Origin of the sequence: Xanthomonas sp. WCS2018Noco2-27 (genome assembly GCF_031843525.1) — a bacterium.
GTDB lineage: Bacteria > Pseudomonadota > Gammaproteobacteria > Xanthomonadales > Xanthomonadaceae > Xanthomonas.
In genome coordinates, this window is sequence record NZ_JAVTIK010000005.1 from 241,213 (window position 1) to 261,476 (window position 20,264).

Sequence of the window (20,264 nt, forward strand, 5' to 3'; positions counted from 1 at the left end):
GATCAACGACGCAAGCAACAACGCTAGCAATCCCGCATCACTCAAAAACGATCACGCCAGCAAGCATCCCCTCTCAACGCGCATCCGGAACAGCACCCAATAGCTCGATTTCGGCCAACTGCGCGCGCGCAGGCATCGTCAGCCGCAGCCGATACTCCGCATACGCGCCAGGCGTCGCAATCCGAAACGGGCGCGTCTGTAACGCCCACTGAAAACGCTCGTCGCTGCGTTGATCGACCACCCGCCACGCACCATCTGCATTGCGCGCTTCCAACGTCCAGCCAGCTGCAGCAATCGCCGCACTGCCATTGGTCAAGGTATATAGCGTCGCCTTGCCAGGTTCGAGCCCACTCAGCGTCAACGTCGACACGGCCGATAGCGCACTGACCGTGCCTGCATCGTCATCATGCAGCGCCGCGATATCGCGGCCATCGTTCATCACAATGCGCGCGGTAGCACCCAGCAGATCGTGCAGCGGGGCAGGGCGCTGCCCGGCCGGCGTCAACGATGGCGGCACATCCTTCGGTTCGCTCCCCCAGCGTGATGGCGTGGGGCCCATCACGAACTCCAGCGTTGCGCCCTTGGCAATGTCCGCATGCGCCAACCAGGTCTTGTGCCACGGCTTGCCGTTGAGCGTGAGCGATTGCACGTAAACATTCTGCGGCGAGTTCTGCGGCGCATTGACCACAAGCGTGCCGCCATCGGGCAAGCGCACCTTTGCATGCTTGAACAGCGGCGAGCCGATCACGTACTCCGGTGCGCCCATGCGCAACGGGTACAGCCCCAGCGCTGCGAACAGATACCACGCGGACATCTCGCCGTTGTCTTCATCGCCGGCATAGCCCTGGCCGATCTCGCTCCCCAGATACAGGCGCGACAGCATCTCGCGCGTCAGCTGCTGGGTTTTCCAAGGCTGCCCGGCGAACAGATACATCCACGGAATATGGTGCGCGGTCTGGTTGCTGTGCGCATACATGCCCAGGCGCACGTCGCGCGCCTCGGTCATTTCGTGGATGGTGTCGCCGTACGAGCCGGCAAATTTTGCCTCGGCGGTTTCCGGGGTGGCAAAGAAAGTATCCAGTTTTGCCGCCAACGCGGCGCGCCCACCGTAGAGCGAGGCCAACCCTTCGCCATCGTGCGGCGCCGTGAACGCGAACGTCCAGCCGCTGGATTCGGTGTAGTCGTTGCCCCAGACGCGCGGGTCGTAGTGCGCCGCATCCACCCGCCAGCGTCCATCCGCGTTTCGCCCCTGAAAAAAACCGATTGCCGGATCGAATAGTGCCGAATACCCGGCCGCACGCTGGCGGAAATACATCGCCTCGGTCGCATAGCGCTCGCGCACGTTCGCGTTGGTCGCCTGCCTGGCTAATCCATCGGCCATGTTGGCGATGCCGAAGTCGTTGAGCGCGCCTTCCATCGACCACGACATGCCTTCGTGCGTATCGGTATCGGCGTAGCCGCGGAAGGTCGAACGCGCCATGCCTTTGCGGCCTACGTGACGATCCGGCGCCACCACGGTGGCGTTCTTGAGCGCAGCGGTGTACGCCTCGGCCGGGTCGAAGCCTTGTACGCCCTTGAGCCAGGCATCGGCAAACGCCACATCGGAACTGGTGCCGACCATCAGGTCGGCGTAGCCGGGCGAAGACCAACGCGCAATCCATCCCCCCGCACGTGCTTGCTCGATAAAGCCTTGCACAAAGGTTCCGGCAGCGTCGGGCGCAAACAGCGCATAGGCCGGCCACGCGGTGCGAAAGGTGTCCCACAACCCATTGTTGACGTAGACCCGGCCATCGCGGATCGGTGCAAAACTGCGCACCGCGCTGCCGTCGATGTTGTCGTCCAACCAGCTGTTCTGGCTTGCGTAACGCCAGTCGGGTGCGTCTGCATTCCCTGCGTTTTCATGCGCGGAGTTCGGGTACAGATGCAGCCGATAGAGATTGGAATACAGCGTGGTTTTCTGGTCGGCAGTCGCATCGGGCACATCGAACCGCCCCAGTAATGCGTCCCACGCGTCCTGCGCTTGCGCGGCGATCTGCTCGAAGGATGCTTGCGGTGCGATTTCCAACGCCAGGTTGTGTCTGGCCTGTTCCAGCGAGATCAACGAGGTGGCGATGCGCATCTGCACCTGACGCGCTTTACCAGCATCGAACTTGATCCAGCCGGTGGGTCGCCCGGTATCGATGCGGCCGCTAGATGTCCACGGCCGATCGAAGCTCGCAACCACATACATGCGTGTCGCACCGGTCGACAGCCCGCTGCGCACATCGGTGTAACCGGACAGGGTCTGCGTCGCGGCATCCAGACGCAGTCCGCCGCGCGCATCTACATTGTCGAACAGCAGATTGGCATCGCCGTGATCCGGGAAGCGAAAGCGGAACAGTGCCGCATGGTCGGTCGGTGCGATCTCGGCGTGCAGGCCATTGTCGAACTGCACCGCGTAGCGGTACGGGCGCGCTATTTCATTGGCATGCGAAAACGCCAGCGCACGCTTGCTGCGATCGGCTTCGGGCACACCCGCGCCGACTGAGGGCATGACTTGAAAGGTCTGCCGGTCGCCCATCCACGGACTGGGTTGATGACTCAGCGCCAGCGCCTGCAGGCGTGGCCGGTTGTCGGCATCGTTCTGCTCGTTCCAGCGGTACAGCCAGGTCAGCGTTCCCGCATCGGTCACCGGCGTCCAGAAGTTGAATCCATGCGGCACCGCCGTGGCGGGGAAATTGTTGCCGCGCGAAAACGTGCCGTTGGACTGCGTACCCCGCGTGGTCAATACCCAGTCCGACGGGCGTGCTGGCGTCGGCAGCGGCACATCGCCCAGCGCGATGTCGTCGATCCAGCCGGAACTGGCCGCGCCTGCAGGTGGCGCAACTTCCAATTCGATCGCCCGCACGCGTCGCCCACGCAGGCCGGCCACCTCACCCAGTCGCACTTCCTTGCGTGCCCACTGCTGCGGGTACAAGGTCTTCGACTGCCCTTGCGCACGCGCGCCTATCGCCACGCCATGCTGGTCCTGCGCCGACGTGCCGGACAGCCGCGTGCCATCGTCGAGAACCAGATCCAGCGACACATAGGTCGAGGCGACATGATCGGTGCCGACGCTCTCCGGCAGCACCATCCACGACAAGGTGGTCTGCGCATCGATCACGATGTCGGTGGCAAACAAGGTGCGCCTTCCCGTGCCGCTGCTGTCGTAACGCAGCGCATGCGCGCCGCTGTAGCCGGTGCTGGGCTTGGCCGCGTAGGGCGCGGCAGGGCCGCTGCCGACCGCGATCCGCACATCGCCAGGCATCGCTTGGACCGGCATGGGCTGCCCTTGATCGAAGGAACTGGCAAACCCGCTTGCCGCACCTGCGTGCGCAGATGCGAGTGCCAACGCAACAACCAACGGCAAACGCCGCACAACGACCGACAGACTCACGTGGTGGTGTCTCCTTGAGGGCGGACCAGCAGCAGCGCGTTCATCGCCGCCCCGGTTGCGTCGCATGGACGCTGCGCTGCAATGCCGGCAGCGGGCGAGAGGGATGCGTGCTGTTCGATCCGCACAGATTCGGGTGCCGGCCGATCGTGGACAAAACACCGAGCGCACGCAAGCGAGCTGTGCGCTGGATGCTGCGCCGCTGGGCGTGCGGGAGGTGAGAGAGTCATCCAAATGCCGCTCTTCCATATCGACGTTTGCGCAGTCACCTCGATGAGCGCTCACCGATACCCGTTCACCATGCAAGGCACCGCACATCTCGACCGCTCCGGTTGCTACCGACAACGGCGAGACCTGCGTAACGACTCTGTGGTTGGCAAGCAGGTCTGCCTTGCATCAACGCGAGCGACCATCAATCGCGCTGCACGTCCGGCAGCGAGGTGCATTGGTACGCGGCACCGTTTGGGCATCACGATTCGGTCATCCGTTCCCTGGCGGCGCCCTCCGGTGCGATTTGTTAGCGCTCCCAACCCCACGATCCCGATGCCCCCCTGGCTCGGCAACTCACGCTCATTCATGTGGGCCACGCCCGTCTTCCCGGCTGCCAATCGCGTGCGCAAGCAAAACGCCCGCAACTGCGCGGCCCTGCGCATGCAGGCAGGCTGCTAGAATCCGCGCTCTGTCTTCGTTTACCGATCGCACCGCCATGAGCCAGACCGCCACCGCGCCCGCCAATGCCGAAAAGCGTTACACCGTGCAGCGGGCAGACCTGCCGCTGAGCTGCCCGACGCCGCAGATGGCGCTGTGGAACTCGCATCCGCGCGTGTATCTGCCGATCGAAGACGAACCCAACGGCGAAGCCAAGTGCCCGTATTGCGGCTCGCTGTTCGTACTCGCCGACTGATCCTGGCTGCATGCACCGCCTGACCGTGGTGCAATTGCTGCCGGCGCTGCAGTCCGGCGGCGTGGAACGCTCCACCCTGGAAGTGACTGCTGCGCTGGTGCGCGCCGGCCATCGCGCCGTGGTCGTATCGGCTGGCGGGCGACTGGTCCCGCAGTTGCTGGAAGCCGGCGGTGAGCACCTCACCCTGGACATCGGCCGCAAGTCGCTGCTGACCCTGCGCCACGTGGTCGGCCTGCGTCGTCTGTTTGCCGAACTCGGTGCCGACATCGTGCACGCGCGTTCGCGGCTGCCGGCCTGGTTGGGCTGGTACGCGCTGCGCGGGATGCCCGCAGCCACGCGCCCGCGCTTCGTCACCACCGTGCACGGGCTCAATTCGCCCAGCCGCTACAGCGCGGTCATGACCTATGGCGAACGCGTCATCTGCGTCTCGCAAACCGTGCGCGACTATGTCTGCACGCACTATCCGCAGACCGATCCGGCGCATCTGCGCACGATTCCGCGTGGCGTCGACATCGCCCAGTTTCCGCGCCGCTTGCGACCGGATCGGCGCGCGCGCAGCTGGGTCCAGACCCTGTTGCCTGGGCTGCCGTCCGACGCACCGCTGCTGCTGCTGCCGGGTCGCGGCACGCGCTTGAAGGGCCATGCCGATGGTCTGCAGCTGCTGGCCGATGTGCGCGCTGCCGGCGTGCCGGCCTGGCTGTGGCTGCCGGGTGCGCGCGAACCCGGGCGCGAGGCGTATGTGCGCGAGCTGGAAGCCGAAGCAGCGCGGTTGGGGGTGGCCGAAGCGGTCGCCTTCACCGAGCCCACCACGCGCATTGCCGATGCCTATGCCGCCAGCGATCTGGTGCTGCAGCTGTCGCGCAAGCCCGAAGCCTTCGGCCGTACCGTGGTCGAGGCTTTGTCGGTGGGCCGGCCGGTCCTGGGCTGGCAGCATGGCGGCGTTGGCGAATTGCTTGCCGAGCTGCAGCCCGGCGGCGCGGTGCCGGCCTTCAATGCCGATGCGCTGCGCGCTCAGGCACTGCAGCTTCTGCAGCACCCGCCCACACCGCCGGCGGTCCTCCCCTATACGTTGCAGGCCATGCAATCGGCCACCTTGAAGGTCTATGACGAACTCCGCCGCTGACGCTCCAATAAGCGCGCCCGCATTGACGCCTGATGCCGGGCGCTGGGCGCCGCTATGGGTGCTCCTGTTTGTCGCGCTGTGGCCCACGCCCGGCTTGGCCGAAACCGTGCTGTCGCTGGGCGCGTTGTTCGCGGCGTATCGCTTGCTGCACGCACGTTTTCGCGGTGGCACACGCCTGCTCAGCGGTGCGGCCTGGGCGCTGACCAGTGTGTTGTTCTTTGCGTACTGGCTGCCGCAGATGCTGTCCGCGTTCGATGCGATGGATGTCGGTCGCGCGCTGCGCAAATCAGCCACCGATCTGCGCTATCTGCCTTTCATGTGGCTGTGCGCGATTGCGGTGGCCAATGCGCAGCGGCGACGCCGCACCTTCATCGGCCTGGCGGTGATCGGCGGGGTGTGGACGCTGGACGCGCTGTTGCAGGCCGCCATCGGCAGCAGTCCCTTGTTCTTCGCGCTGGATCAACTCAAGCAGCTGATCAGCGGCCACGGGCTGTGCACGCCGCAGGAGCTGGCGCTGGCCGACCGCCTCAGCGGCGTGCTGGGGCCGTGCAATCTCAAGTTCGGGCAGACCCTGGCCAGCCTGTCGCCGTTCCTGCTGCTGGCACTGGGGCGGCGCAATGTCTGGGCCTGGGCGGGCGCGGCGGCGGCGGTCGGCGTGGTGCTGGTGTTGGCGGGGTCGCGCGCCTCGTGGATCACCTACGGCGTGATCGTGCTGCTGTCCGGCTGGCAACTGCTGGGTGGCCGGCGCCTGCTGGCAGTTGCGGTGGCTGGCGTGCTGCTGGCTGGTGGCGTGGTGGTGGTGGCACCACAGGCACGCGAGCGCATCCAGCGCACCACCCTGGCATTTGGCAATGGCGAGCAGGGCGTGGATCAGGCCTTGTCCGGGCGCGGCCAGATCTGGGGCGCAGCGCTGTGCATGATCCGCGCGCATCCGCTCAATGGGGTGGGCGCGCGCGGGTTCCGACAGGCATATCCAGCCTGCAATCCGGCCCCTGCACAGGCGCCGGCCTGGGGCGATGGCCCGGCCTTCCACGCGCATCAGATCGTGCTGGAAATTCTGGCCGAAACCGGTGTGATCGGCTTGCTGCTATGGCTGGCCGGTGCGGCGCAGGCGTGGCGTGCGTGGCGCTATTCCAGCGTGGCTGCGCGCGAGCAGGCGCGGCCGGCGATGATCGCGTTGGTGGCCACCGTCTTCCCGCTCAATACCCATCTGGCGTTCTATTCCAGCTTCTGGGGCGGCTTGAGTCTGATGCTGGCCGGGTTGTATGCCGGCGCGTTGCTCAACGACGACGCGGATCAGCCGCCGCTGGGCTGAGCCGCTGGCATCGTGATCGCGGGTGCCGGGCAGGGGAGACCTGCGCGCAACGCGCCATCATCGGCGCGCCACCTGCGGCGACAGCTCACTGATAGAACGCGCTGCGCCCACCCGGCTGACGCTTGAAGCGGCGGTGGATCCACAGGTATTGATCCGGCGCCTCGCGCACCATGTCCTCGATCGCCGCATTGACCTGCGTGGTATCGGCGATCACATCCTCCGACGGAATGCCTGCCAGCGGCGGCGCAATCTTGAGGATGTAGCGGCCGCCTTCGCGGCGATGGAAATACGGCACCACCGCGCAACCGGTCAGCCGTGCCAGCTGATGGGTGGCCGTGATGGTGGAGGCCGGGTGCCCGAAAAACGGCACGAACACGGTGTCCTTGCCGCGCATGTCCTGGTCCGGCGCGTACCACAGAAAACCGCCGCGCTTGAGGTGCTTGATGGTGGCGCGCAGATCCTCGTTGGCGAACATGTGCGTGGCATAGCGCAAGCGGCCGCGCTTGACCGCCCATTCGAACACCGGGTTTCGGTGCTTGCGGTACATGCCGGCCAGCGGTATGTGGTCGCACAGTAGCCGCCCGCACATTTCCAGCGTCATGAAGTGGCCGGACACCAACAACACGCCGCGCTTTTGTTCCTGCAGCTGCCGCAGATGCTCCAGTCCTTCGATCTGCACGCCTGGGCGAATGGCGTCGATGCTGCCCCACCACGCACGCGCAAATTCGAACAGGCCCACGCCCAGCGCATCGAAACTGTCGCGCAGTAGTCGCGCTCGCCACGCATCGTCCTGCTCGGGAAAGCACAGTTTGAGGTTGACCTCTGCAGCGCGTCGACGCGTGCCCGCCACGCGCATCGCGATCCAGCCCACGCCACGGCCCACCGCGCGTTGCAGCGTCCAGGGCAGGCGCCCGGCCAGCACCATCACCGCAAGGCCCAGGTACATGGGCCAATGCTTGGGGTTGCGCAGGGAGGGGCGGACGGCGACGTTGGCGGACTCGGACATGGTGCGATTCTAAGGGATCGGGCGCATCGGGCAGCGTGCACATGCGCACGTGCAGGCGCTCCCGTATCCTGCACGCATGCGGAAAGACCCGATCGAATGGCTGTTGCGCGGGCTGTACTCGGCGCTGCTCTACCTGTTGTTGCCGGTCACGGTGTACCACCTGGTGTGGCGCGGTTTTCGCGTGCGCGAATACTTCAACCGCTGGAACGAGCGCTATGCGTCGTACACGCATGCCTGCGGCCGCCCGCGGGTGTGGGTGCACGCGGTGTCGGTGGGCGAGGTCAATGCAGCCGCGCCGCTGGTCAACGCCTTGCGCGCGCAGCGCCCGGATATTCGCTGGGTGATCACCACCATCACGCCCACCGGTTCCGAGCGCGTGCGCGCGGTGTGGGGCGATGCGGTCGACCATGTGTATCTGCCGTACGACGTGCCCGGCAGCGTGGGGCGGTTTCTGGAACATTTTCGCCCGCGGCTGGCGCTGATTCTGGAAACCGAGCTATGGCCGAACATGTTGTTCGGTTGCCGCGACCGCCAGATTCCGCTGTACATCCTCAACGCCCGCTTGTCAGCGCGCTCGTTGCGCGGTTACCGCGTGCTGGCGCCCTTGATCAGCCGCGCGCTGCGCACGGTGACCTGCGTGGCGGCGCAGTCGCAGGACGATGCGGAGCGCTTCATCACCCTTGGCGCGCGTCCGGACCAAGTGGTGGCGCTGGGCAATCTCAAATTCGATATCGCCGCCCCCGAACAATTACAGGCGCTGGTCGCGCAGTTCCGTACCCATGTGCCGGCAACGCGACCGGTGTGGATTGCCGCCAGCACGCATGAGGGCGAAGAGGCGGCGGTGGCCGATATTCATGCGCAGTTGCTGGTGCAGTTTCCGGACCTGCTGCTGCTGTGGGCGCCACGCCATCCCGAGCGGTTTCCGAAGGTCGAGGCGTTGGCGCGCGAGCGCGGCTGGCGCGTGGCGACACGCAAAGCGCAGCAGTGGCCGCAAGCGCACGATACGGTCTTCGTCATCGATACCTTGGGCGAGCTGATGAGTTTTTATGCATGCGCGCAGGTCGCTTTCGTTGGTGGCAGCCTGCAGCCGATCGGCGGGCACAACTTGCTCGAACCGGCAGCGGTTGGCACGCCGGCAGTGACCGGCCCGCATCTGCATAACTTCTCGGAAATTTCGCGACGCATGCGCGAAGCTGATGCGGTCGCAATCTGCGAGGACGCCGACTGTGTTTATCGTGATCTTGCGCGTCTGCTGTCCGACTCCGCGCAGCGCGACGTGATGGCCGCCGCTGGCCTGGCATTGGTCGCCAATGGCAAGGGCGCAGTGGCACGCACGCTGGTGCAGATCGCGCCTGATTTGCCGCAGGTGGTTGGTGATGGTGTGGAGTCTTGAAAGATCTAACTGCGTGCGTGCTGCATCGTTGCAGAGAACCTATTGCAGTCATGCCAAGTCACGTCATCAAGCGGTATTGGCGCGACCAATCAAACGTGGCGATCGCGCGGTCGTTTCGTTAGCCACTTTTTGGCGTCATCTGGAGAGTCTCAAGCCGCATTGGTCGAGGGCGCGGTGTCCTCACAGCTCGCGGGACACGCCGTGACTCCGTCCGTGGAGGCCCGGTGGCGGCATCCATGCCGCCACACGGTCCCGCAAGTGGCGAGGACACCGCACCAGACAGGGTGTGGTTTGCTTTGAGAAGAGCTACGCACATCGACCATCTTGATTGGTCCTTGCCCGCCCACCGTCGCGGGCTCTTACGCGGCATGAATGCCGCTACAAGGACCTACTTGCGGCGTGTCCCGCGATGGCGGGCGGCAAGGGCACTCCAGCCAAGCGGCAGATCACCCGCTGATGCGGCAGTCATCGCAGGTATCGCACGCAGCCAGGTACGCGCTTGCATCGGACATAAAAAAGGCGGGCCTTCGCCCGCCTTTTTAGTGACCTATCCGCTCGCTTTACTGCAGCGAGCCGCTGCCCTGCAGCCTGGCTTCGGCATCCTGCGACAGCAGGCGATTCACATCCTGCAGGTCGGTGATGTCGAGCTTGCCGATGGCCTGGCCGAGCAGCAGGCGATTCTGCAGGAAGGTGTAGCGCGACTGCGCGTAGTTCAACTGCGCCTGGAACAGGGTGCGCTGGTTCTGCACCACGTCCAGCACGGTCCGCGTGCCGACTTCCAGACCCACCTGCGAGGCATCGTAGGCGGCTTGCGCGGAGACCACTGCCAAACGGCGCGCTTCCACTTCGCTGATGCCGGCGACCACGGTCTGATAGGCATTGCGCGTATTGCGGTCCAACGCGCGCTTCTGCTGCTCGTAGGTGTCCTGCTGGATATCGCGACGCGACAGCGCCTGACGCACGGCCGACTGCGTCGCACCGCCGGCGAAGATCGGGATCGACAGCGTGATGCCGACCGAATCGGTATCGATATCGCGGCCCGCGGTGGTGAAGTTACCTGCGGCCTGATCGACCGTGCCCTGGCCGCCCCAACTATTGCTGCGACCGATATTGGCGCCCAGGCTCAAGGTGGGGTAATGGCCGGCACGCGCCGCATTGACCTGCGCCTCGGCTGCACTGACCTGCAGCTGCTGCGCCTTCAGCGCCGGGTTGTCGGCGATGGCGGCCGATACCAGCTGATCGACGTTGCTGTAAGCAGCCGGCACTTCCGGGCGGAAGTCTTCCGGCAGCGCACGCAGGCCGACTACCGGTTGGCCGGTCAGTTCGGTCAACGCCTGGTAGTAATCCTTCAGCGTATTGCGTGCGTTGATGCTGTCGGCACGCGCCTGGTCGTACTGCGCACGCGCTTCGTGCACGTCGGTGATTGGCGCCAGGCCTACTTCCAGGCGCTTGTCGGCGTAGTCGAACTGCTTCTTGGCCGCCGCTTCGTTGGTTTCTGCCGCCGCCAGCGACTCGATACCGACCAGCACCTGAAAATACGCCGCCGAGGTGCGGGTGATCAGGTCGTTGTTGGCCGATGCCAACGTGAAGTCTGCGGCCTTGGCCACTTCGCGCTGCGCACGCAGGTTGGCGAACTGCGCCCAGTTGAAGATGGTCTGGCTGCCCTGAACCGTGTACTGCCGCTGCTTGGTGGTGGAGCGACCATCCACGCCTTCCAGCTCGCGATGTGCCTGGGTGTAGCCGGCGCTACCGTCCAACTGCGGCAACAGCGCCGCACGCGCCTGCACCTGCCCCTCCCGATTCACCAGACGCGTGGACTCGGCCACGGCCAGCTGCGGGTCGCCGTTGCGTGCCATTTCATAGACCTGCAGCAGATCGGTGGCATGCGCTGCCATCGGTGACAGGGCGGCGGCCAGGGCCAGGGCCAGGGCGAGGGATCGGCGGATCATCGGGGAAGCTTCCTTGGGAATCAGAATTGGAATCGGGGCGTCGGTGCGGCGCCCTGGAGATAAGCGAGATCGGTTTCGAATAACGATTCGATGCGCGGGGCGTTGACGTCGCCACGCACCAGGACCGCTTCCATCACCGGTGCGTGACCGCGCACCACAAACAACCGGCCGTTCGGGCGCAACCACTGCAGCCACTGCGTCGGCAGCGTATCGACCGCGCCGGTCACGCAGATGGCATCGAAACGACGCTCGCTCTGCCACCCGAACACGTCGGCAGTTTCGATGCGCACATTGCTGCCCACACCGGTGCTGTCCAGATTGGCGCGTGCTGCCGCTGCCAGTGCCGGATCGATCTCCAGGCTGACCACTTCGCGCGCGAGTGCGGCCAGGCAGGCGGTGGAAAAACCGCTGCCGGTGCCGATTTCCAGCACGTCTTCGCCCGGCTGCAGATCCAGCGCCTGCAACATCCGGCCTTCGACTACCGGCTTCATCATCTTGTGACCGGCCGATAGCGGAATTTCCACGTCGACATAGGCCAAGGTCTTGTAGGCCTCCGGCACGAAGGCTTCGCGCGGCAGGCGCGCCAGCACGTCGAGCACGCGCAGGTCCAGCACGTCCCACGGCCGGATCTGCTGTTCGACCATCTTTTCGCGGGCCTGGGTGAAATCGATCGTCATGGTGCGGTTATCCAACGCGGTGGGGCGAACATTTTACCGGTGCACGGGGCAACTGGCGCATCTAGCATCGCTGCGCGCCGGCCGCTGGCGCAGTGCCGGAAGTCATCGCCACCAAAGGCCCGGGGCGATCAACGGGGCGCATACGCCCTCAAAAAGAAGTCCACGCTGGACTGAATGTGCTCATCCACCTGCGCGCGGGTGGGCTGGCCGTGCAGGCCGCACATCATCAAGGCATACAGCTCGCCCTTGAGCAGGCAGAAGAATTGCGAGGCCGCGCGCGCCAGATCGGCGATGTCGAGCTGGCCGTCGGCCACACGCGCCGACAGGAAATCCGCCAATGCCTGTTGGGTTCGCTTGGGGCCGGCTTCCCAGAACATTTCGCGCACATGCACATCGCCGGTGCCGGGCGCCATCATCATGCGGTGGGTGGAAATGGCCGACTCGGTGCTGACCATGGCAAAGAACGCATGCGCGATTTCGACCAACTGGTCGCGCAGCGCACCCTCGGGCGCGTGGTCGAACAGGTCGTCCGGCATCATCTGCTGGCATTGCGCACGGATCGCCTCGGAAAACAGGCTCTCCTTGTCGCCAAAGTGGCTATAGACGGTGAGCTTGGAGACGCCAGCCTGGGCAGCGATGCCATCCATGCTGACCCCGGCATAGCCTAGCTCCATGAACAGGGCGCGGGCAGCACCCAGGATGGCGGCACGTTTCCCAAGATCCTTGGGACGCCCAGGGCCGTTGCTCTTGGCCTTGGACTTGAGGGGGGGCGAGCTGGACATACGGTCAATACTAGACCATCGGGTTCTATATTTATACTCGACGGCCTGAATGCATCAGCGCGCGGGTGCTTCAACTGGTCGAGCCTGGGAGCGATCGAGGCAACGGACGAGCCGCAGCGAAGCGACGACACTGTGGGCGCAATGCCCAACCGCCATGCAGATGATGATGGGCATTCATTGTTTCAGTTGAATGCCTCCCGGTGTCATGGTTGGCCCGGCAGCTGTGGGGAATCCACCTAGGGCGGCCCGAAAACCCCGGTGATAGATTGCCTCAGGCCTGTCGGTACATACCGGCACGCATGGTCAGCGGGCACGGATGAGGGGTATGGGGAACGTGGACGGGGTCGGGGCGCAGACGCATGCAAGCTGCGTTCGCAGCACACGCGTGCTGCGGGCGGCCCTTGTGTGGCTGTGGTTTGGGCTGTGTTGCGGGGTTCTGGGACTGTCCCAGGCTGGCGCACAGGCGCTCGATCACACCGCCTATCACACCGTCACGCGCTGGAACATGGACGACGGCCTGCCGCACAACCTGGTGCACGCCGTGGCCCAGGGCGAAGACGGGCTGATCTGGGTGGGCACCTGGGAAGGCGTGGCGCGCTTCAACGGCCGCGACTTCACCGTGTACGACCGCCAGAACACGCCGGGCGCCGAATTGGGCGGCGTGTTCGTGGTGGTGCGCGACAGCACCGGCGGCATGTTGTTCGGCACCGCGTTCGACGGGGTCTATCACTATCAGGACGGCCACTGGCAGCAATTGGGGGACGCTACGGCACGCCATCTGGCGGTCAGCGCGCTATTGCGTCGTGCCGACGGCGCCCTGTGGGTGGGCACGCCGCAGACGCTGTATCGGCTCGAAGCCGATGGGCGCCTGGTTGACGTTGGGCGTCAGACCGACCTGCCACGCGCACGCATCACCGCGTTGTCGGCCGACGACACTGGCGATCTGTGGGTGGGCACGGAGGTCGGGCTGTACCGTCTGCCCCGCAATGGCGGCGCCGCCGAGGCCTGGGGAACAATGCATGGCATGCAGGCGGTGCCGGTGCGCCGGCTTGCCAGCGATCGCCAGGGCGGATTGCTGGTCGCCGGCGATGACGGTGTGTGGTGGTGGAGTCGCGGCGGCGGGCTGCAGCGGTTTCGCCAGGGGCAGCGGGTCGATGCGCTGCTACTGGATCGGCGTGGGCATCTATGGATGAGCATGCCCACCGGTACGTTGGTGGTGCACAGCGGGGTGGCTGTGCCGGACGAGCAGATTTCGATCACCGGCGTCGCCAGCCCGGCATTGCTGGAAGATGCCGAAGGCCTGATCTGGGTCGGCAGCACGCATGGCCTGTTCCGGATTGCCGAGGGCGCCGCGCACGGCGTGACCCATGAGGACGGCCTGGCCTCCGATTACGTGCGCACCGTGTTGCAGACCAGCAACGGCACCGTGTGGGTGGGCAGCGCGGTGGGTCTGGACCGTTGGCGCGACGATCAGATCAGCCGCATATCGCTGTCGCCGGCCGAAGGCGGCCGTGTGCTGGAGCAGTCGGTGTTGTCGCTGGCCGATGCCGGCGACGGCGGGGTTTGGGCGGGTACCTACAGTCAGGGCGTGCTGCGGCTGGATGCGCAAGGGAAGGTGCTGGTGCGCATCGGCGCCGGCGATGGCCTGCCGTCGTTGTCGGTGCGCGCGGTGTTGCCCGATGGCGACGATCTGTGGATCGGCACCACCGGCGGGTTGGTGCGCTGGCGGCATGGCAAGGCGCGCCGCTACACCGCCGCCGATGGCGTGCCCGACGGCTCGGTGCAGGCGCTGTATCGCGACACGCAGGGCATCATCTGGATCGGCACCGATCGCGGTATGACCGGGCTGTCGCCGGGCGGCAGCACGCGAGCGTGGCTGGGCGAACAGGATTTCCCCGGGCAGAACGCCTTCGACTTTTTGCGCGATGCCGGTGGCGATCTCTGGATCGCCAGCGATCGCGGCTTGCTGCGCCTGCAGGGCGACCACTTCCGCGTCTACGACCATCGCGTCGGATTGCCACGCGACAAGGTGTTCCGCGTGATCGACGATGGCCACGGCTATCTGTGGTTATCCAGCAACCACGGCGTCTTCCGCATCGCGCGCAACGACTTCGACCAGATCGATGCCGGTACCCGCGAACAATTGAGTGTGGAGGTGGTGGACCGCAGCGATGGCATGCCCAGCAATCAAGGCAACGGCAGCAGCGCCCCCGCTGGCTGGCTGACACAGGCCGGGCGGTTGTTGTTTCCCACCTCGGCCGGGCTGGGCGTGATCGATCCGGCGCGCGTCGGCACCTTGCAAGGCCATCGCGTGCCGATCGTGTTCGAGCGCTTGCTGGTCGACGGCATGGTGCAACCGTTGAGCGGCCCCCACCAGCTCGGCGCAGAGACCCGCCGCATTGCAATCACTTATGCCGGCCTGAATTTCCGTGGCCCGGACAAGGTGCGTTACCGCTATCGCCTGGACGGCTTCGACCCGGATTGGGTGGATGCCGACAACGCAACCGAGGCGGTGTACACCAACCTGCCGCCGGGCCGTTTTCGCTTCCGCGTGCAGGCGATGTCGCTGCCGGTGGATTGGCGTCAGACCGCGCTGCTGGGGGAATCCAGTCTGGTCATCGCGTTAGCGCCGCCCTGGTGGCGCCGTGGCGAAGTGATCGCATTGGGCATCCTTGCGCTGGCGAGCCTGATCTACGGATTTTATCTGTGGCGCACGGCCAGCTATCGGCGCAGCCAGCGCCAACTCAATACCGTGATCGATAAGCGCACCCGCGAACTGAGCGACAAGAATCTCGCGCTGCAACAGGCCAGTCAGGAGCGCGAAGCCTTGATGCGCCAGCTGGAATACCGCGCCAGCCACGATGTGCTGACCGCATTGCCCAACCGGCGCGAAGCCGAGCGTGTGCTGCAGCAATGGTTCGACGATGCGCGTAGCGGTGGTGCCGCGCTGGCGCTGGCCTTGATGGATATCGACCACTTCAAGCACATCAACGACGAGTATGGCCATGACGTCGGCGATGCGGTATTGAGCGCGCTGGGCGAGGCATTGAGCGATCAGGATCAGGCGCAGTGCTTCGCTGCGCGCCATGGCGGCGAAGAGTTTCTGCTGGCGGCCACCGGGCTGGATGCCGTGCAGGCGCGCGCGCTGTTCGAACGCATGCGGCAACGTCTTGCGGCAATCGACGTCGATGCGCAAGGCATCACGGTGCGGTGCACCGCCAGCATGGGTATGGCGATGAGCGATGAAGCGCCGACTCGACGCGAACTGCTCGCGTTGGCAGACCGTCGGCTGTATCAGGCCAAGCGGCAGGGGCGCGATCGATTGGTCGTTCGGTAGTGCGATGGCACGGTGGTGCGTTGAAGAAGGCGCTGTGACCCCGGTGCGTAAGTCTCACGCGCGTGGTGGTGTATCGAATCGTGAAGGCTAGAGAACTTATGTTGCTGCTATGGATGGTGCTTACTTATTTCGCAATCTTGGGGCTGCTCGCTGTGCTCAACAAGGCGGATTTTCGCCGGAGTCCGGAAAAGGGCGAGCGTTACAAAGTGTTGCCACTGCCTGACAAGTGGTGTTGCTGGTTCGGTGTGATTCCGCTCTGCGTCGGCACGATTTTTTGGCATGGCGCACTGTTTCTTCCTGGCTTGATTGTCGGAGCTGTGTTGGAAGGTGCTTGCATTCGGTGGTACCAAAAGGCCGGGCTATTGCCGCGCAATGATTGAGCGTTCAACAACCCATTCAAGGTTGTTTCGGGCGCCCTAAGGCCGCTCCGCCTGCAACTGCAACAACGCAACAAACGCCTGTGCCGCACGCGACAAGGTGCGTCCGCCGTGCGTGACGCATCCCAACTCGCGCGATAGCGCCACATCGGCCAGCGGTAGCGCCACGATCTGGTGATCGATCATGCGTTCGGGCAAGACGCTCCACGCCAGTCCTACCGAGACCAACATCTTGATCGTCTCCAGATAGTTGGTGGTCATGCGCAGGTGCGGCACCAGGCCGCGCTCGGCAAACAGGCCGGCGACGATGCGATGGGTAAACGTGCCGGGGTCGGGTAGCACCGCCGGATGCGCCACCACATCGTCCAGCGTCACCTTGCGCAATGCGGCCAACGGGTGGTCGGGCGCCACCACGCATTGCAGGCGGTCGTGCCAGATCGGTTGCGCACGCAGCGGTGCACGCGTGTCCGGCGCCAACGTGGTCACCGCCAGTTCCACCTCCCCGCGCAGCACCGCCGCATAGGCCAGTTCAGAATCCAGAAACTGGATGTCCAGTGCGGCCTGCGGGTGTTGCGCGGCGAAGTTGCGTAGCAATGCAGGAAGCCGATGCAGGCCGACGTGGTGGCTGGTGGCTAGACTCAAGCGCCCGCCAACCGAGGCGCCCAGGTGCTCCAGCACACGACGCGTGTCTTCCAGTTCGGCAAGGATGCGTTGGGCGCGCGGCAACAAGGCTTGGCCGGCCTCGGTCAGCACCACCTGGCGGCCCAGGCGGTCGAACAGCCGAGCCGACAATTGCCCCTCCAGCAAGGCGATACGTTTACTTACCGCAGGCTGGGTGAGATGCAGCGCTTCACCGGCCGCCGAAAAGCTGCCGCTGTCAGCAATTGCGACGAAAGCGCTGAGACTCGCCAGATCCATACCATTCCTGAATTTCATTTGTTGAATAAACAATATGAATTTGCGTTATCGAAGGCAAGCTCCTAGCATCGAATGCAGCCAAATGGTGCACCCACCAACCGCCACTTCACCGGATCGCCGCGATGACTGCCAAGACCCTGTACGACAAATTGTGGGACCTGCATGAGGTCACGCGCCGCGACGACGGTTCGTCGCTGATCTATATCGACCGCCACATCCTGCATGAAGTGACCTCGCCGCAAGCCTTCGAAGGACTGCGTCTGGCCGGCCGCAAGCCGTGGCGCATCGACGCCAACATCGCCACACCCGACCACAACGTGCCGACCACGCGCGCCGAGCGGCAGGGTGGCCTGGAGTCGATCAGCGATGAAGTCTCGCGCCTGCAGGTACAGACCCTGGACGAGAACTGCGACGACTTCGGCATCCTCGAGTTCAAGATGAACGATGCGCGCCAGGGCATCGTGCATGTGGTCGGCCCCGAGCAGGGCGCCACCTTGCCGGGCATGACCGTGGTCTGCGGCGATTCGCACACTTCCACGCATGGCGCGTTCGGCGCGCTGGCGCACGGCATCGGTACCTCCGAGGTCGAGCACGTGCTCGCCACGCAGTGCCTGATCGCCCAGAAGATGAAGAACATGCAGGTGCGTGTCGACGGCACGCTGCCGTTCGGCGTGACTGCCAAAGACATTGTGCTGGCGGTGATCGGCAAGATCGGCACGGCCGGTGGCAACGGGCACGCCCTGGAATTTGCCGGGAGCGCCATTGAAGCGCTGTCGATGGAAGGGCGCATGACCATCTGCAATATGTCCATCGAAGCCGGTGCGCGCGTGGGCATGGTGGCGGTGGATGACAAGACGATCTCCTACGTCAAAGGCCGCCCGTTCGCGCCCAAGGATGCGAACTGGGATGCCGCCGTTGCACTGTGGAAGACGCTGGTCTCCGACCCGGGGGCGCACTTCGACACCGTGGTGGAGATGCGTGCCGAAGACATCAAGCCGCAAGTGAGCTGGGGCACCTCGCCGGAAATGGTGCTGGCGGTAGATCAGCAGATACCTGACCCGGCAGCCGAACAGGACCCGACCAAGCGCGACTCGATCGAGCGCGCGCTCAAATACATGGGCCTGAAGGCCAATCAGTCGATCACCGACATCCGCCTGGATCGGGTGTTCATTGGCTCGTGCACCAACTCGCGCATCGAAGACCTGCGCGCCGCCGCCGCAGTGGCCAAGGGCCGCAAGGTGGCGTCCACGATCAAGCAGGCGCTGGTGGTGCCGGGCTCGGGTCTGGTCAAGGCCCAAGCCGAGTCCGAAGGCCTGGACAAGATCTTTCTGGAGGCCGGTTTCGAATGGCGCGAGCCGGGTTGCTCGATGTGCCTGGCAATGAACCCGGACAAGCTCGGCAGCGGCGAGCATTGCGCCTCCACCTCCAATCGCAATTTCGAAGGCCGCCAGGGCGCCGGCGGACGCACCCACCTGGTCAGCCCGGCAATGGCTGCAGCGGCGGCGGTGAGCGGCCACTTTGTCGATGTGCGTGAGCTGCAGGGAATCGAGAATCGGGAATAGGGAATCGCCACGCCCCGTTCCGCTCTGCCTATTCCCTATTTCCCACTCCCAATTCCCGGCCTTTCTATGACTCCTTTCACGCAACACACCGGACTGGTGGCGCCGCTGGATCGCGCCAATGTCGATACCGACCAGATCATTCCCAAGCAATTCCTCAAGTCGATCAAGCGCACCGGCTTCGGTCCGAACCTGTTCGACGAGTGGCGTTATCTGGATATCGGCGAGCCTGGGCGCGATAACAGCCAGCGGCCGATCAACCCGGAGTTCGTGCTCAATTTCCCGCGCTATCAAGGCGCCAGCGTGTTGCTGACACGCAAGAATTTCGGCTGCGGTTCCTCGCGCGAGCATGCGCCTTGGGCGTTGGACGAATATGGGTTTCGCGTGGTGATTGCACCGAGCTTTGCCGACATCTTCTTCAACAACAGTTTCAAGAACGGCCTGCTGCCGATCGTGCTGACCGAAGCAGAAGTCGACGCCTTGTTCGAGCAATGTTTTTCCACCGAGGGCTATCAACTCACCGTGGATCTGGCCGCACAACGCGTGCGCCGCCCCGACGGCGTGGAGTACAGCTTCGAGGTCGATGCATTCCGCAAACACTGTCTGCTCAACGGGCTGGACGACATCGGCCTGACCTTGCAGGACGCCGATGCAATCGGCCGCTTCGAACAAGGCCATCGCGCGCGCCAACCGTGGTTGTTCGGCGCACTGCAGTGAACGCGATTGCCAACACCGCCGATACGGGGGCGCTGGGCGAACATGTCGCTGCGCAGTTCGGGCCGCAGGCGCACGCGTATCTGCAGAGCGACGTGCATGCGCAAGGCGCCGAGTTCGCCGAGCTCCGCGCTGGCCTGGCGGGTCATCGCAACGGGCGATTGCTCGACCTTGGCTGCGGTGCCGGGCATGTGAGTTTCCAGCTGGCGCCGTTGATGGCCGAGGTGGTGGCCTACGATTTGTCTACCGATATGCTCACCGTCGTGGCGGCCACCGCCGCCGAGCGTGGGCTGACGCAAGTGCGCACTGTGCAAGGCGTTGCCGAGCGCTTGCCGTTCGAGACCGGCAGCCTGGATGCAGTGGTCAGCCGCTACTCGGCGCATCACTGGAGCGACGTGGGGCAGGCACTGCGCGAAGTGCGGCGCGTCTTGCGTCCCGGCGGCGTTGCCGCCTTTATCGATGTGGTCGCGCCGGGGTTGCCATTGCTGGACACGCACCTGCAGGCGATCGAGGTGTTGCGCGATACCAGTCATGTGCGCGACTACAGTGTTGCGCAGTGGTTGCAGATGCTGGGCGATGCCGGCTTGCAGGTGCAGCGTCATCATTGCCAACGGCTACAGCTGGACTATCTGAGCTGGGTCGACCGCATGCGCACGCCCGAGGTGTTGCGCGCAGCCATTCGCGGGTTGCAGGACGCGGCGGTAGACGAAGTACGCGATTACTTTCAGATTGCAGCCGATGGCTCCTTCAGCAGTGACGTGCTGGTGGTATGGGCAGCACGTTGATTTTCAGGTTGCT

15 protein-coding genes are annotated in these 20,264 nt (G+C 65.0%); 9 read left to right on the plus strand and 6 right to left on the minus strand.

Features of this window, described 5'->3' with window-relative positions:
- Positions 1 to 73: 73 nt before the first annotated feature.
- A complete protein-coding gene (locus RQH86_RS11490; protein WP_311238524.1) occupies positions 74 to 3,415 on the minus strand; it encodes a GH92 family glycosyl hydrolase in 3,342 nt (1,113 codons plus the stop codon).
- Positions 3,416 to 4,118: 703 nt separating this feature from the next.
- Between RQH86_RS11490 and RQH86_RS11495 the strand changes: the two genes are divergently transcribed.
- The 3 genes from RQH86_RS11495 to RQH86_RS11505 are packed head-to-tail and all read left to right on the plus strand — an operon-like array spanning position 4,119 to position 6,754.
- Positions 4,119 to 4,316, plus strand: coding sequence for a zinc-finger domain-containing protein (locus RQH86_RS11495; protein WP_055848389.1), 198 nt, complete (start codon positions 4,119 to 4,121; stop codon positions 4,314 to 4,316).
- A 10-nt stretch (positions 4,317 to 4,326) separates the two neighbouring features.
- Positions 4,327 to 5,439, plus strand: coding sequence for a glycosyltransferase (locus RQH86_RS11500; protein ID WP_311238523.1), 1,113 nt, complete (start codon positions 4,327 to 4,329; stop codon positions 5,437 to 5,439).
- Positions 5,420 to 6,754, plus strand: a complete 1,335-nt coding sequence (locus RQH86_RS11505; RefSeq protein ID WP_311238522.1) for an O-antigen ligase family protein — start codon at positions 5,420 to 5,422, stop codon at positions 6,752 to 6,754. The genes RQH86_RS11500 and RQH86_RS11505 overlap by 20 nt, the downstream gene beginning before the upstream one ends.
- Before the next feature lie 85 nt (positions 6,755 to 6,839).
- Here RQH86_RS11505 and RQH86_RS11510 read toward each other — a convergent pair whose 3' ends face one another.
- Positions 6,840 to 7,760 carry an LpxL/LpxP family Kdo(2)-lipid IV(A) lauroyl/palmitoleoyl acyltransferase gene (locus tag RQH86_RS11510; RefSeq protein WP_311238521.1) on the minus strand — a complete coding sequence of 307 codons (921 nt, stop codon included), beginning with the start codon at positions 7,758 to 7,760 and terminating at the stop codon, positions 6,840 to 6,842.
- A 76-nt stretch (positions 7,761 to 7,836) separates the two neighbouring features.
- On the opposite strand from RQH86_RS11510, the gene waaA reads away from it, so the two are divergent.
- Entirely contained in the window at positions 7,837 to 9,153 is a 1,317-nt protein-coding gene (waaA, locus tag RQH86_RS11515) for a lipid IV(A) 3-deoxy-D-manno-octulosonic acid transferase (RefSeq protein ID WP_115554551.1), read from the plus strand.
- A 560-nt stretch (positions 9,154 to 9,713) separates the two neighbouring features.
- On the opposite strand, the gene RQH86_RS11520 is transcribed toward waaA, so the two are convergent.
- The 3 genes from RQH86_RS11520 to RQH86_RS11530 all read right to left on the minus strand — a co-directional run bounded on the left by RQH86_RS11520 (position 9,714) and on the right by RQH86_RS11530 (position 12,561).
- Positions 9,714 to 11,102: a TolC family outer membrane protein gene (locus tag RQH86_RS11520; protein WP_311238520.1), complete on the minus strand. Its 1,389-nt coding sequence runs from the start codon at positions 11,100 to 11,102 to the stop codon at positions 9,714 to 9,716.
- Between the two features lie 20 nt (positions 11,103 to 11,122).
- On the minus strand, positions 11,123 to 11,779 hold the full coding sequence (locus tag RQH86_RS11525; protein WP_055850279.1) for a protein-L-isoaspartate O-methyltransferase: 657 nt from the start codon (positions 11,777 to 11,779) through the stop codon (positions 11,123 to 11,125).
- A gap of 128 nt (positions 11,780 to 11,907) precedes the next feature.
- Positions 11,908 to 12,561 (minus strand): TetR/AcrR family transcriptional regulator, encoded by a 654-nt coding sequence (locus RQH86_RS11530; RefSeq protein WP_055848412.1) that lies wholly within the window; start codon positions 12,559 to 12,561, stop codon positions 11,908 to 11,910.
- A gap of 334 nt (positions 12,562 to 12,895) precedes the next feature.
- Between RQH86_RS11530 and RQH86_RS11535 the strand changes: the two genes are divergently transcribed.
- Together RQH86_RS11535 and RQH86_RS11540 are read left to right on the plus strand one after the other, a co-directional pair.
- Positions 12,896 to 15,898 (plus strand): two-component regulator propeller domain-containing protein, encoded by a 3,003-nt coding sequence (locus tag RQH86_RS11535; RefSeq protein WP_311238568.1) that lies wholly within the window; start codon positions 12,896 to 12,898, stop codon positions 15,896 to 15,898.
- Between the two features lie 98 nt (positions 15,899 to 15,996).
- Positions 15,997 to 16,278, plus strand: a complete 282-nt coding sequence (locus tag RQH86_RS11540) for a hypothetical protein (RefSeq protein ID WP_311238519.1) — start codon at positions 15,997 to 15,999, stop codon at positions 16,276 to 16,278.
- A 36-nt stretch (positions 16,279 to 16,314) separates the two neighbouring features.
- Here RQH86_RS11540 and RQH86_RS11545 read toward each other — a convergent pair whose 3' ends face one another.
- The gene (locus RQH86_RS11545; protein ID WP_055848419.1) at positions 16,315 to 17,193 is read right to left on the minus strand and encodes a LysR family transcriptional regulator; all 879 of its coding nucleotides are present in this window, start codon (positions 17,191 to 17,193) and stop codon (positions 16,315 to 16,317) included.
- A 122-nt stretch (positions 17,194 to 17,315) separates the two neighbouring features.
- Between RQH86_RS11545 and leuC the strand changes: the two genes are divergently transcribed.
- From leuC to RQH86_RS11560, 3 genes are all read left to right on the plus strand, one after another.
- Positions 17,316 to 18,755: a 3-isopropylmalate dehydratase large subunit gene (gene leuC / locus RQH86_RS11550; RefSeq protein WP_055848422.1), complete on the plus strand. Its 1,440-nt coding sequence runs from the start codon at positions 17,316 to 17,318 to the stop codon at positions 18,753 to 18,755.
- Between the two features lie 66 nt (positions 18,756 to 18,821).
- On the plus strand, positions 18,822 to 19,469 hold the full coding sequence (leuD, locus tag RQH86_RS11555; protein WP_055848425.1) for a 3-isopropylmalate dehydratase small subunit: 648 nt from the start codon (positions 18,822 to 18,824) through the stop codon (positions 19,467 to 19,469).
- On the plus strand, positions 19,466 to 20,251 hold the full coding sequence (locus tag RQH86_RS11560; RefSeq protein ID WP_311238518.1) for a class I SAM-dependent methyltransferase: 786 nt from the start codon (positions 19,466 to 19,468) through the stop codon (positions 20,249 to 20,251). Before leuD ends, RQH86_RS11560 begins: the two co-directional genes overlap by 4 nt.
- The last annotated feature ends 13 nt before the right edge of the window (positions 20,252 to 20,264 follow it).

Excerpts from the sequence above, each read along its gene's own strand:
- RQH86_RS11495 (WP_055848389.1), top strand. The coding sequence starts at position 4,119 with ATGAGCCAGACCGCCACCGCGCCCGCCAATGCCGAAAAGCGTTACACC.
- RQH86_RS11500 (WP_311238523.1), top strand. The coding sequence starts at position 4,327 with ATGCACCGCCTGACCGTGGTGCAATTGCTGCCGGCGCTGCAGTCCGGC.
- RQH86_RS11505 (WP_311238522.1), top strand. The coding sequence starts at position 5,420 with ATGACGAACTCCGCCGCTGACGCTCCAATAAGCGCGCCCGCATTGACG.
- RQH86_RS11510 (WP_311238521.1), bottom strand. The coding sequence starts at position 7,760 with ATGTCCGAGTCCGCCAACGTCGCCGTCCGCCCCTCCCTGCGCAACCCC.
- waaA (WP_115554551.1), top strand. The coding sequence starts at position 7,837 with ATGCGGAAAGACCCGATCGAATGGCTGTTGCGCGGGCTGTACTCGGCG.
- RQH86_RS11520 (WP_311238520.1), bottom strand. The coding sequence starts at position 11,102 with ATGATCCGCCGATCCCTCGCCCTGGCCCTGGCCCTGGCCGCCGCCCTG.
- RQH86_RS11525 (WP_055850279.1), bottom strand. The coding sequence starts at position 11,779 with ATGACGATCGATTTCACCCAGGCCCGCGAAAAGATGGTCGAACAGCAG.
- RQH86_RS11530 (WP_055848412.1), bottom strand. The coding sequence starts at position 12,561 with ATGTCCAGCTCGCCCCCCCTCAAGTCCAAGGCCAAGAGCAACGGCCCT.
- RQH86_RS11540 (WP_311238519.1), top strand. The coding sequence starts at position 15,997 with ATGTTGCTGCTATGGATGGTGCTTACTTATTTCGCAATCTTGGGGCTG.
- RQH86_RS11545 (WP_055848419.1), bottom strand. The coding sequence starts at position 17,193 with ATGGATCTGGCGAGTCTCAGCGCTTTCGTCGCAATTGCTGACAGCGGC.
- leuC (WP_055848422.1), top strand. The coding sequence starts at position 17,316 with ATGACTGCCAAGACCCTGTACGACAAATTGTGGGACCTGCATGAGGTC.
- leuD (WP_055848425.1), top strand. The coding sequence starts at position 18,822 with ATGACTCCTTTCACGCAACACACCGGACTGGTGGCGCCGCTGGATCGC.